This window comes from Collinsella aerofaciens, from assembly GCF_040910265.1.
Classification (GTDB): domain Bacteria; phylum Actinomycetota; class Coriobacteriia; order Coriobacteriales; family Coriobacteriaceae; genus Collinsella; species Collinsella aerofaciens_BK.
In genome coordinates, this window is the sequence record NZ_JBDGAW010000002.1 from 1 (window position 1) to 12,846 (window position 12,846).

General features: G+C 59.1%; 9 protein-coding genes, 1 tRNA gene and 1 rRNA gene. 1 reads left to right on the forward strand and 10 read right to left on the reverse strand.

Annotated features, from left to right (window positions below; genetic code table 11):
- The 10 genes from AB5Z14_RS01540 to recJ form a co-directional block, all read right to left on the reverse strand.
- Window positions 1-74, reverse strand: a 16S ribosomal RNA gene (locus tag AB5Z14_RS01540); the annotation flags it as partial.
- Window positions 75-609: 535 nt separating this feature from the next.
- Window positions 610-969: a 50S ribosomal protein L20 gene (rplT, locus tag AB5Z14_RS01545; RefSeq protein ID WP_006234421.1), complete on the reverse strand. Its 360-nt coding sequence runs from the start codon at window positions 967-969 to the stop codon at window positions 610-612.
- A 45-nt stretch (window positions 970-1,014) separates the two neighbouring features.
- Window positions 1,015-1,206, reverse strand: a complete 192-nt coding sequence (rpmI, locus tag AB5Z14_RS01550) for a 50S ribosomal protein L35 (protein WP_006234422.1) — start codon at window positions 1,204-1,206, stop codon at window positions 1,015-1,017.
- A gap of 32 nt (window positions 1,207-1,238) precedes the next feature.
- Window positions 1,239-1,808 (reverse strand): translation initiation factor IF-3, encoded by a 570-nt coding sequence (gene infC / locus AB5Z14_RS01555; protein ID WP_089573296.1) that lies wholly within the window; start codon window positions 1,806-1,808, stop codon window positions 1,239-1,241.
- 432 nt (window positions 1,809-2,240) lie between these two features.
- Window positions 2,241-2,327: transfer RNA gene (locus tag AB5Z14_RS01560), tRNA-Leu, on the reverse strand.
- 39 nt (window positions 2,328-2,366) lie between these two features.
- On the reverse strand, window positions 2,367-3,800 hold the full coding sequence (locus AB5Z14_RS01565; RefSeq protein WP_368129990.1) for a transglutaminase-like domain-containing protein: 1,434 nt from the start codon (window positions 3,798-3,800) through the stop codon (window positions 2,367-2,369).
- Window positions 3,801-4,051: 251 nt separating this feature from the next.
- The gene (fba, locus tag AB5Z14_RS01570) at window positions 4,052-4,918 is read right to left on the reverse strand and encodes a class II fructose-1,6-bisphosphate aldolase (protein ID WP_035137086.1); all 867 of its coding nucleotides are present in this window, start codon (window positions 4,916-4,918) and stop codon (window positions 4,052-4,054) included.
- Between the two features lie 194 nt (window positions 4,919-5,112).
- Window positions 5,113-5,796, reverse strand: coding sequence for an MBL fold metallo-hydrolase (locus AB5Z14_RS01575; protein WP_368129991.1), 684 nt, complete (start codon window positions 5,794-5,796; stop codon window positions 5,113-5,115).
- 84 nt (window positions 5,797-5,880) lie between these two features.
- Window positions 5,881-8,241: a RelA/SpoT family protein gene (locus AB5Z14_RS01580; RefSeq protein WP_117774295.1), complete on the reverse strand. Its 2,361-nt coding sequence runs from the start codon at window positions 8,239-8,241 to the stop codon at window positions 5,881-5,883.
- 15 nt (window positions 8,242-8,256) lie between these two features.
- Entirely contained in the window at window positions 8,257-11,544 is a 3,288-nt protein-coding gene (gene recJ, locus AB5Z14_RS01585) for a single-stranded-DNA-specific exonuclease RecJ (protein WP_368129992.1), read from the reverse strand.
- Window positions 11,545-11,819: 275 nt separating this feature from the next.
- Between recJ and AB5Z14_RS01590 the strand changes: the two genes are divergently transcribed.
- Entirely contained in the window at window positions 11,820-12,818 is a 999-nt protein-coding gene (locus AB5Z14_RS01590; protein ID WP_117806618.1) for a bile acid:sodium symporter family protein, read from the forward strand.
- The last annotated feature ends 28 nt before the right edge of the window (window positions 12,819-12,846 follow it).

A 12,846-nucleotide genomic window follows, 5' to 3' on the forward strand; every position in this document is an offset into this window, starting at 1 on the left:
GGGTGCCGTTCGACTTGCATGTGTTAGGCGCGCCGCCAGCGTTCATCCTGAGCCAGGATCGAACTCTCCGTCCAAAATATCTGGGCTTCGAGCCCGTCCGGTCCTCACAACTATTAGCTGATCGGTTCCGTTCGATTCATATGGTTCTAGTATAGGAAAAGGAATTTCTCGGGGCCGCCTCTCGGCGGCCTTGCGAAAAACAAATCCAAGTTAGACCATTTCAAATGGTTCGATGTCTGCCCGGATGAGACACAACTGGTGTGTCCATCCTCGCAGTATCCGGTTCTCAAGGTGCACGCTGTGCGGTCCATCCGGTTCGACCGGGCCGCGCGGCAAGGAGATATATTGCCAGACCGCGAAGCTCTGTGGGACGTCAATTCCACTCTTCACAAGTCCTACACAACATATCGCTTTCTATAGCTAATAGAAAGACTGGTGCGGATCTTCCGCACGTATCAGATGATGACCCTTTGGTTCAGAAATATATAGAGATCGGTCACCTGTAAATGTCTATCTACCCGCGCTTTTAGCAATGTAAACCGCGCTTTAGATAAAAAGAGGGAGCGCCGCGTACAACGCGACACTCCCCTAGCGATTCAAGAGAATCTATTAGGCCTCGAGAGCCTTCTTGGCGATGGTAGCCAGCTCGTTGAAGGACTCGATGTCCTCGTAAGCCATCTGAGCCAGGACCTTGCGGTCGAGCTCGATGCCGGCAACCTTCAGGCCGTGCATGAACTGAGAGTAAGAAATATCGTTCAGGCGAGCAGCAGCGTTGATACGAGTAATCCAGAGAGAACGAATCTCGCGCTTCTTGTTGCGGCGATCACGATACTGATACTGCAGGGAGTGCTGGACCTGCTCTTTAGCATGCTTGTAAGTACGCGAAGCGGCACCGTAGTAACCCTTCGCACGGTGCATAACGGTACGGCGCTTCTTCTTGGCGGCAACAGCGCGCTTAATACGTGCCATGTTCTATCAACTCCTAGATGGTAAAACGAAAACGGGAACGCGAACTTAGGCGAGACGCGACTTGATGACCTTGCGGTCGGCAGCGGCGATCTCGGTCTCCTGACGGAAGCCACGCTTACGCTTGGTGGACTTCTTGCTCAGGATGTGGCTCTTGAAAGCCTTGGCGCGCATAAGCTTGCCGGTACCAGTCTTGCGGAAACGCTTCTTGGTGCCGCTGTGGGACTTCATCTTAGGCATGAAATACTCCTTAATCGGTTACAGAACACTAGTTACTTGCTATCGCTTGCCGCTTTATCCTCATCGAAGGCGCCCTTAATCGGGGCGAGCAGCATAAGCATGTTACGGCCTTCCATCTTAGGCTTGGACTCGACCGTAGCGTAAGGCTTGAGATCCTCGGCGAGACGCTCGAGAACGTTAAGGCCCTGCTCCGGGTGAGCCATCTCACGGCCGCGGAACATGATGGTGATCTTAACGCGTGCGCCCTTCTTGAGGAAACGCAGAACGTGACCCTTCTTGGTCTCGTAGTCGCCAACGTCGATCTTGGGTCGGAACTTCATTTCCTTGACCTCGACCTTGGACTGGTTCTTACGAGCAGCCTTGGCCTTCATGGCCTGCTGGTACTTGAACTTACCGTAGTCCATGACCTTGCAGACCGGCGGCTCCGCGTTGGGAGCGATCTCGACCAGGTCGAGACCCTGATCGTCGGCGACGCGCTGGGCATCGCGGATGGCGAACAGGCCGAGCTGAGAGCCATCGACGCCAATCAAACGACACGAAGATGCAGTGATCTCGTCGTTGATGCGGGTGTCATCAGACTTAGCTATTTTCCCTACCTCCATTCATAAAAAAATAACCCGGCGCTTCTCAGCAACCAGGTCGTACACATAGACTTCCTCGATTTGAGGAAGGGAATCTAAGTTGTATGACCAGTCAGCTGCTCATTGGCGCCAAAAGGTGGGAACCCTCGGGTTCCTCTTTAGGGCATTGCGGGAACAACGCCTTGGCGATAATAACACGTACCGCGCGTTATCACATTACGTACACGAAAAAGGGAGCCTTGACCCCCTTGAACGTCCACTTGCATGCATGGTGCCCGAGGCGAGACTCGAAGGGCCTTCGCTTCGCGAAGCTCCAGGCTTCGGGCGCACGGCGCCCTCGCCACGCTCCGCTACAAACAGGCCACAAGCCTGTTTGCTTAACGCTTCGCGCGCTCACGCGAGTTCGGCACGAAAAAGGGGGCCGCAACCCCCTTGAACGCTCGCTTGCATGTATGGTGCCCGAGGCGAGACTCGAACTCGCACGTTGTTGCCAACGGTGGATTTTGAGTCCACTGCGTCTGCCAATTCCGCCACTCGGGCACGCAATGCGTGAGTTAGTTTATCACAGCTTTCTACCGATTAGTCCGAAAATGGAACTTCGAGCATTTCGATGAGTTCGACCGTGCGGAGCATCTCGCGCCGACGGCATCCGCGACCGTCGACCGAAGCCTCACCCATCTGGTTATCGTAAGGGTCCTCGCGCATGCCGTCGAAAGAGGGCTCAAACTCTGCCTGGAATCGATTGTTGGCCACCATACGCCACGGGTCGAGATTGCCAAAGTAGTGACGGCGGCGCCACTCCTCCCCCATCCTGCGAGCAGAAGATCCAAATGACACGTCGGCGTTGAGCCAACCGGTCTGCGGCGTATAGAACTCTGCCCAGTCGTGCGACCCCACCGAATCGGGCGTAACATACAGGCCGCTCTGCCAACGGGCAGGCACGCCCGCGATACGGCACATGGTGATAAACGTGAGCGCCATAACGCCGCAATCGCCGCGGAGCGAATGCGCGCAGTCATCGGCAATAGATCCCAAAAGCAAGTACGGCGGCTGATAGCGATAGTCGATATGCTGCGTCAGGTAATCATAGATAGCACGGGCGCGATCGAGCGGATCCTCGAGCCCGTCAATGACACGGGCTGTCAGCTGCTGTAGATACGGCGTGAATGCAATGTGCTGACGGTCCTCGGAAATATCCTCGGGCAGAGGCGCGTCCATACGCGGGTGAACCGGAAGTGTGCCACCGTAGACATCACAATAAGCAGCATCGATGTGATAACGATAGGTCACCGAAAAAAAGTGCTCACTCGAAGAAGACCACGAGGCGGTACGCGCCGAAGCATTCGCGGGGGCAACAGCACCCTCCGGCGTCATATCGAGAACCTCGATATGAGACTGTTGACGACAGGCAGCGGCAACGGGTAGCCACGCGCGAACAGTCTCTCCATCTAGAGCACCGGGGACAGACACGGACGCTTTAAGCGTAATGACGCGAGCCAATCCGTTTTGTGACTCCATCTCCTTGAGCATCTCGTTGCGCAGTGCTATTCCGTCCGTAGAATCGGGCCGCATGCCGGGAACCTCTTTGGGATATACGCGAAGCGAATCGAGGAAGTTGTCGAGAACGAACAGTTCGCCATCGATAAAGCGCCAGTCAATACGCTTACGATTAATCAGGTCATCAAACTGCTCTTCGGTAAACTCTGGCCACTCCTCGCGAATCATCGCAATAGCTCGATCGCGCGACACCGAAAAATGAAGCGGCGTCTCGAGCATGCGATACCGCTCGGCACGAACACAAGCAGCCAGCGAAGGCTCGGGGTTCTGCTCCAAAAGGCGATCGCAGGCAGCAACAGCCTGCGTCAAATACCCGGCATCCTTAAGACGAAGAATCTCGGGCGGCAGTCCAGCATCGAGATGACGAAAGTCATCACAGCAAACATCAACAGAGCAACCAACAGGACCCTCGTCAATAACCTTCCCATCCGAAGGCAGTACATTAATAACAGCCATACCAAAACTCCAAGTCACTAGAACGCTTGAAGCCCATTGTAGCGAGATAAAAAGAAAGCCCCAACAAGGGAGCCATCAACACCGCTGAACGGTAGTCAAATAAATAATTCAGCCTCGTAACCCTGCGGCGTTAAACGAAGGAAGCCCCGTCCCCCGGAACTATTTCCTTGGCGCGACTTCTGGCAAAGCCAGGTGAGCGCAAAGGAAACAGTGTAGGGGGACGGGGCTTCCGGCGGGAAGTTTAGCGACGCTTACGCCTTGTTGACGGAGCCAAACTCCTCCATGAGCTCCTTGGTGCGGGCAACGATGTTGTCGCGACCAGGCTTGAGGAGCTTGCGGGGGTCAAAGCCCTTGCCCTGCTGATCCTTGCCAGCCTCGATGTACTCGCGAACGCCCTTGGCGAAGACGAGCTGCAGGTCGGTGTTGACGTTGATCTTGGAGATGCCCAGGGAGATGGCCTTCTTGATCTGATCCTCGGGGATGCCGGTGCCACCGTGCAGGACGAGGGGCAGGTCGCCGGTCTGGGCCTTGATCTCGCCCAGGCGCTCGAAGGAAAGGCCAGCCCAGTCGGCGGGGTACACGCCGTGGATGTTGCCGATGCCGCAGGCGAGGAAGTCGACGCCCAGGTCAGCGATCTGCTTGCACTCAGCAGGATCAGCGAGCTCGCCGCTGGAGGTCACGCCGTCCTCGGTGCCGCCGATGCCGCCGACCTCGGCCTCGATGGACATGCCCTTGGAGTGGGCAAGCTCAACGAGCTCCTTGGTGCGGTCGAGGTTAAGCTGGAAGGTCTCCTCGTGAGAGCCGTCATACATGATGGACGTGAAGCCGGCCTCGATGCACTTAAAGCAGTCCTCGTAAGAACCGTGATCGAGGTGAAGGGCGACGGGAACGGTAACGCCCGTGGCCTCGACGGCAGCCTTGACCATGTCGGCGCAGACCTTGAAACCGCCCATCCACTTAGCGGCACCAGCGGTGCACTGAAGGATCAGCGGAGACTTGGCCTCCTCGGCGGCCTGGAGAATAGCCAGGGTCCACTCGAGGTTGTTGGTGTTGAAGGCACCAAGACCGTACTTGCCGGCCTCGGCCTTCTTGAGCATGTCTGCTGCGTTGACGAGCATAAAAGAAACCTCCTGTAAGGTTGCTCCGATAACGCCTGAGATTTTACCACGGCGCACCCGAGCATAAACGTTCGTTTGTTCACGAATATCGTCCAAACAGACTTTTTTGACCGTTTGCCCTACGAAATCGACCCGTTGGGGAAAAATAGCTTGACGTTTGGACGCTTCTCGTGCTTCAAAAGCCGACTATTAAGCTAAATCTGCATGAAAGGGTTCTGCATGAGCTCGCGTGCCATGGTGGTCGAATCGCCATGACCGGTTAGGCAAACGGTATCGGGCGGGAGAAGCCGGGCGAGCTTGGAGAGCGAGCGCAGAATCGCCGCCTCGTCTCCTCCAGAAAGATCGGTGCGGCCGTGCCCACCCGGAAACAGGGTGTCGCCCACAAAGGCAATGTTCCCCTGCTCGGTGGCAGCAAACAAGACGATCCCGCCCGGCGTATGCCCTGGCGTCTCGATCAGCTGCAGGTAGATATCGCCCACCTTGATAGCATCTCCCTCGGCGAGCAGGTGCGTCGGCTCCCCGGGGTCAGGCGTCTCAATGCCCCACATAGCTCGCTGTTCCTCGATGTTCGCATGCGGCACCGCCACATCCTTAGCACACAGCTCATACTGGCAGCCCTCGCCAACGGTGGTTCGCACGCCTGCAACACCACCAACATGATCGGCATGGCCATGAGTGCATACGGCGCCAAACACGCGTACGCCGGGATGCTCGGCTCGAATATGCTCCACCAAGCGCTCGCCTTCCCATGCGGGGTCGATAATCACGCACTCATTGTCCGAAATGACAGCATAGCTATTGGTCTGAATGGGACCGTTTACGAGCGTCTCGATCTCGACCGATCCCTTGGGAGTTAAATCCAAGGACACAGCACTCATGTCCCTCTCCTCTCTATAGAACTCGAGGCATCAAACGATGCCTCGAGTGTAGCGAATATCGATAATGTGGCACGTTCGTCGCGACTAAACGCGGCGCTTAAGCTGGGCTCCACCCTCGCCGGGCATCAAGCGACGCGCGTCGTAGACCGAGTCAACGCTGCTGATAGAGGCCAGCAGCGGATCCAGACCACTCGCGTCCGAGATCTCGACCATAAAGCGCAGGGTTGCAATACCCTCGCGGTTGGTCGACGTGGCGGCAGAAAGGATATTGCCACCCGCATCGCCAATGGCAATGGTGACATCCTTGAGCAGGCCCATGCGGTCCAGGCACTCGACCACGATCTCGACCTGGAAGAGGGTGTCGGCAGCGCCGTCCCATTCCACATCGATCATGCGCTCGGGATGCTCCATAAGACCCTTGACGTTGGGGCAGTTGGCGCGATGCACCGAAACGCCACGACCGCGCGTGATGAAGCCGACGATGTCGTCGCCCGTCACGGGGTTGCAGCAATGGGCCAGACGGACCAGCAGGCCGCTGTTGCTCTCGCCCTTGACGATAATGCCGTTGCTGGCGCTCTTGCCGCGCTTTTGCGGCTTGCGGTTGGAGCCGCGGGCAGGCTGCTTGACGACCTCGGCGATAGCCTCGGCCTTGGTGAGCTGTTCCTCGGGTTTGGGGTCCAAGATTTGCTCGACCTTATTGCCAACGGCACGTGGGGCGACTTTGCCCGCACCAACGGCGGCAAACAGGTCCTCGAGCTGTTTATAGTTAAACTGCTCCGCCACGGCGTTGAGCGCACGCGTGGATCGTGGCGTAGAGATGCCATATCCGCGCTTGCGCAGGTCCTTAGCCAGTATATCGCGGCCGGCGGCAGCGTCGTCGTCCTTGGTCGCGGCGGCGAAGTAACGGCGGATCTTTGACTTGGCGGAAGGTGTCTTAACGATCTTGAGCCAATCACGCGACGGCTTGGAACTCTTGTTGGTCAGAATCTCGACACGGTCGCCCGTCTTGATCTCGTGCGTGAGCGGGGCCACCGCACCGTTGATCTTAGCGCCGACGCAGTGGTTTCCCACCTCGGTGTGAACGGCGTAGGCAAAGTCGAGCGGCGTGGAGCCGGCACGAAGCGCCATGACCTCGCCCTTGGGCGTAAAGACGAAAATCTCCTGATCGAAGAGGTCGACCTTCAGCGAATGCAGGTATTCCTTGGCGTCGGTGATCTCATCAGACGCAGCCCAATCGAGCGAATGTTTGAGCCAGTTAATCTGGTCGTCCAAGCGCTGGGCATCATTGGTCTTAGACGCGGACGATCCGCCCGACTTCTTATAGAGCCAGTGGGCGGCAATACCGTACTCGGCCTGCTCGTGCATCTCGTAGGTACGAATCTGAATCTCGAGCGGACGAGCCGTGGGGCCGATAACCGTCGTGTGGAGCGACTGGTAGTTATTGACCTTGGGCATGGCGATATAGTCTTTAAAGCGCCCGGGCATGGGGTGCCACAGCGTATGCACCGCACCGAGCGTGGAATAGCAATCGCGCACCGAATGCGTGATGACGCGCAGTGCCACCAGGTCGTAGATCTCGGAAAATTCCTTGCCCTTGCGCTTCATCTTTTGGTAGATGGACCAATAGTGCTTGGAACGGCCGTTGATCTGAAAGTCCTCCAGGCCAATGCGGTTGAGCTCGTCGGTGAGTGTCTTGATGGTCTCGGCCAGATAGCGCTCACGGACCTCGCGCGACTCCGCCACCATGCGTGCGATGCGCTGGTAGGCGTCGGGTTCAAGGTAGAAGAAGGACAGATCCTCGAGTTCCCATTTAATGGAGCTCATGCCCAGACGGTCGGCCAGGGGCGCATACACGTCCATGGTCTCGCGGGCCTTAAACAAGCGACGGTCCTCACGCAGGGCCGCAAGGGTGCGCATGTTGTGCAGACGGTCGGCAAGCTTAACGATGATGACGCGGATGTCCTTGGACATGGCGAGGAACATCTTTCGCAGCGTGAGCGCCTGCTTCTCGTCCATGCTGTCGACTTCGATGTTGGTGAGCTTGGTCACGCCATCGACGAGCTCGGCCACCGTATCGCCAAACAGGCCGGAAACATCGGCAAGCGAGGTCTCGGTATCCTCGACGGTATCGTGCAGCAGCGCGGCGCACACCACATCGCAGTCCATCTTGAGATCGGCCAAAATGATGGCTACCTCGACGGGATGGTTGATGTACATCTCACCCGAGCGGCGCTTTTGGTTGCAGTGCTTCTCGGCAGCAAAACAATAGGCCTGCTCCACCTTAGAAAAGTCGTCCTCATTCATATATTTGAGGCACAGGCGCTCCAGCTTGTCGTAGCTGTCCGCCATAATCTCGGGCGGCAGCTCATCGGCATGCTTATAGTGCTCCATCTCCGAGAACGGCTGGAGGGCGGAATCATGGGCGGTACGGGCTGCGGCATCCATCGAGGTCCCCTTCCCCTAGGCCCGCGGTACGATCGGGCGGTTAACTTTGGCTAGCATATCAGAAGCGCACGAATCGAGCGCCCAACTCCGGAAAGCCGAGAACTCCATGCGCGAGCGCAAGCCCTCCAAATAGCGAATTGACCTGCTCAATTGCACACGGCCGGGGTTTTCGGCCATCGCGATGCGACGGGTGTCGTCAAACCCCGAAACGCGACAGAAGCCAAGCTCTTCGAAGATTCCCAGGCCACTTTCCACCGAGCGCTCGTCGACCGGCGTGCGAGCATCGATGGCAAGGCACATCTGCGCGATGTCGATATCGCTCGCGCTAAAGGAATCGTCCCCGGTCTTGCCGCGGTTGGAGCGCCACATGGTTTGCAGCGCGCGATAGAGCGTGACGAGCTCGTCGCGCTCGGGCGCATAGCAGTCGAGTAGGCGCTCGTTAATGCGGGCGTCGCGCGACGAATAGAGCAGGTGAATCACGGCGGGCTGTCCATCGCGACCGGCGCGGCCACTCATCTGGTTAAACTCAATCGCGCCAAACGGCATGTGATAGAGCACGACATGGCGAATATCGGGAAGGTTGACGCCCTCGCCAAAGGCCGAAGTCGAGACGATGCAACTGAGGCTGCCGTCTCGGAATGCTTCCTCCACGCGGCGGCGATCGGGGCGCGCAAGACCCGCGTTATAGAACGCGATATGGGTTGCGCAATCGGGCACACGCTTGCGCAACGTCTTGGCGAGCGCCACGGACTGGTCGCGCGAATTGACGTAGATGACGGTCTTCTCCCCCGTCGCCACGATCGACACCAAACGGTTCTCGCGGCTCGCAAGGTCGCGGTCGTCCTCGAGCTGCAGGTTCTCGCGCACCGTCTCGTCGACCACCGTGCGAGTGATCGGCAGCATGCGGGCAAGCTCGGCCACGACCGGAGCCGTTGCGGTGGCCGTCGCAGCCATAACAACCGGGTCGCCCAGGGCTTTGAGGATATCGGGCATGTCGAGATAGGCGCTGCGGTCGCCGCCCTTGGCAAGGCCGGCGTGGTGCGCCTCATCGATAACGACAAAGCCGATGCGGCCCGAACGCGCGAAGCGGTCACGGTGGATAGATAGGAACTCGGGCGTCGTGAGCACGATACCGGTGCGGCCCGAAGCTAGGCCGGCGAACACATCATCGCGTGCGGCCTCCACGGTCTCGCCGGTCAGCACGCCAACGCCAATGCCAAGCGCTGCCATCGTCGACGAGAGGTGATAGGCCTGGTCGGCAACAAGCGCACGCAGCGGATAGACAAAGATGCTCGCACGTCCGCGAAGGACAGCCTCGCGCGCAGCATGTACATGGAAGATGAGAGACTTGCCGCGGCCCGTTCCCATAACGGCCAAGACGCTCTGGTGGTCGGCCAAGGCATCGAGCGCCTCAACCTGCGCGCGGTGCGGCTGGTTCGATCCGATAAAGCTATGGATAAGCGAGCGCGTGAGCTCGGTATAGGAAAGCTGGGCGAGCGTCTCGCGCTTACGCGACTCCAGGCGCAGGCCGGAATCCGCCGGCTGCACGCCACGACGAAGCTCGCATGCCGGATCGTCGACGCTGGGCAGCGTGGTATCGCGGACCAGAACATCCTTGATCATGAGCTTGGGCTTCACGCGTCCCTGCCAATGCTCGGCCACGGCCTCGAACACCAAGTCGACGGCGCTGTCGCAATTGATGAGCCTATCGATCTGCGGCACGCGGAACATGATGGCCGGCACACTCGCGGCGCCATCGGTCGCCACGAAGCGCATGTGTTCGCCGGTTTTGCCCACCACGGCGCGATCACACATCGTCACGCCCTCGGCGGCCAGCAACGGCACCTTATTGCCCTGGCCAAACGGCTCAAGACGGGAAATCTGCTCGATGGTCTCGATATTTAACTCGGAGAGGTCGACGGTGGCGGCAACCTCGTCAGTGTCCTCAAAGTCCTCGGCGGGAAGCTCCGATAGCACGGCGGAAAGGCGGCGGCGGAACTCATCGAGCTTGGATGCCTCGATGGTCACACCCACCGCACCGGCATGTCCGCCGCGACGAATCAGCAGGTCGGAACAACGCTCGACGGCGTCGAACAGGTTGACCTTGCCCACCGAGCGACCCGATCCGCGCGCAACGCCGTCCTCAATCGAGAAGAGCAGCGCCGGCACGTGATAACGGTTGGTCAGGCGGCTCGCTACGATACCCTTGACGCCCTCGTGCCAGCCCTCGCCACCCACGACGATTGCGCGACCGCCGTCATAGGTCTCCTCGACCTTTGCCATGGCGTCGCGTGTGAGCTCCGCCTCGATCTCGCGGCGCTGACGGTTGATTTCCTCGAGCTCGGCTGCCAGTGCACTTGCCTCGATAGGATCGCGGGCAAGCAGCAGGTCGAGCGCCAGCTTGGGATCAGCCATGCGGCCGGCAGCATTCAGACGAGGGATGAGCGAAAACGACAGGCCGTCGGCCGTAATGGTAGAAAGGTCGGCCTTGGCAAGTGCGGCAAGCGCGATATAGCCGGGACGGGCCGTCACGCGCATCTGTTGGATGCCCTCGGCGACCAGTGCGCGATTCTCGGGCGTGAGCGGCATCATGTCGGACACGGTGCCCAGCGCCGCGACCTCGATCAGCGAACGCCAATACGACGGCTTGCCCAAACGCTCGCCCAGGACCTGCACCAGCTTGAGCGCCACACCGGCACCGGCAAGCTCGCGCGAGGGACCCTCGTCCTCGAGCTTGGGGTCGGTCAGGGGCACGCCCTGCGGCACCTGGTCGGACGGCTCGTGATGGTCCGTGACCACCAAATCGATCCCCAGGCTCTCCAGATAGGAGACCTCCTCCTTGGCGGCAATGCCGTTATCGACGGTCACGATCAGGTTGGGTTGGGCGAGCTCGTTGACGCGGTCGAGCGCCGCACGCGACAGGCCGTAGCCCTCGTCAAAGCGATGCGGAATAAACGGCGTGACATCGGCGCCAAACGAACGTAGCGCCTCGGTCAACAGACAAGTCGACGTAATGCCGTCGACGTCAAAATCGCCAAAGACCGCGATGTGCTCGTGGTTGCGAATAGCGCGCTCGACGCGGTCGGCAACGACCGCCATGCCCGGAATAATGAGTGGGTCGGCCCAGTCGCGATCGAGCGAAGGCGTCAAAAACAGCTGGCCTTCCTCGATGGATGTTATGCCGTGCGCAACCATAATGCGCGCCACCAGCCCGGGTATGCCCAGGCCAGCCGAAAGCTCCTTTTCGAGCTCGGGGTTTTGCCGAGCGACTGCCCAGCGATGCGTCGTCTTAAGCGATGACATAGGCGCCCACCCCCGATAGGGGCAGGTCGCCGCGATACCTCTCACGGTTCATAGCGATGAGTCCTCTGTGTATACCCGCTTCGGCAGGCAGATCTGTTGAACGGATTTATTATACCGTGCAGCGCGGACGCACAACGTCCAGCACGCCGCGGTTTCGATAAACGAGGGCGGTAATACCCTCGAAATAATCGAGCGTTTCTGACGCACGGACGCATGCGAGCGTCTAGCATATCCATTCAAAACGGATTCACGAGCAAAGGGAGTCACAAGAGCATATGAAGCAATGGGTTGGACTGGGCAAGTTTCTTGCGGGGCACATGCAGGTCATCGTTCCGATTTGCGTGGCACTCGGCGTGCTCTTTCCCCAACAGATTGGCGTACTCAAGCCCATCGTTCCCACCTTGTTTGCCTTTATGACGTTTCAGGGTGCGCTCAGCAACACCTTTCACCAGGTAACCGAGGTGTTCCGCCGTCCGTTGCACCTAGTCTTGGCGCTGCTCGTCTCGGCGGTGCTTATTCCCATCGCGGCGTATGCCATGGGGTCACTCTTCTTTGGCTCCAACCCCAACCTTGTCTGCGGCATTGTGCTCGAATACAGCGTGCCCGTGGCCGTCACCGCTTTTATGTGGATCAGCATGTTCGGCGGCAACGGCCCGCTCGCGCTCACCATCATCCTGACGTCCTCGGTCATCTCACCTGTGACGATTCCGCTTACGCTCAAGCTCCTGCTGGGCGCCACCGTCTCGATCGACGTGCCGAGCATGATGCAGAACATGGCCTTTATGATCGCCATCCCCGCTGTGCTCGGTATTGCCATCAATGAACTCACGCGCGGCTGGGGCCACGAGAAACTCTCTCCCGTGCTCTCGCCCGCCTGCAAGTTCATGATGATGGGCGTCATCGCGTCCAACTCCACCGCTATGAGCGAGTACGTGCTACACATAAACGCGGTGCGCCTGGAAGTCGCCCTCTTTATTTTGGTCTTCGCCATCAGCGGCTTTGTCGTCGGTTTTCTGGTCGCACGTGCGCTGCATCTGCCATATAGCGAGACGACTACCATGTGCTTTACCTGCGGCATGCGCAACATCTCTTCGGGTGCCGTCATCGCCACGCAGTACTTTCCGGGCGAGGTCGTGTTCCCCGTCATGTGCGGCACGCTGTTTCAGCAGGTGCTGGCCTCGATTATCGGGCATCTCTTTGAGCGCCTGACCGGCGAGGAGCGCGCCGCCCAGCGCAAGCGGGTCAAGGCCGGCCGCGATGCCATGGCGCGCTAGGCTGTCCGCATTACGTGGGTGTTAGTCT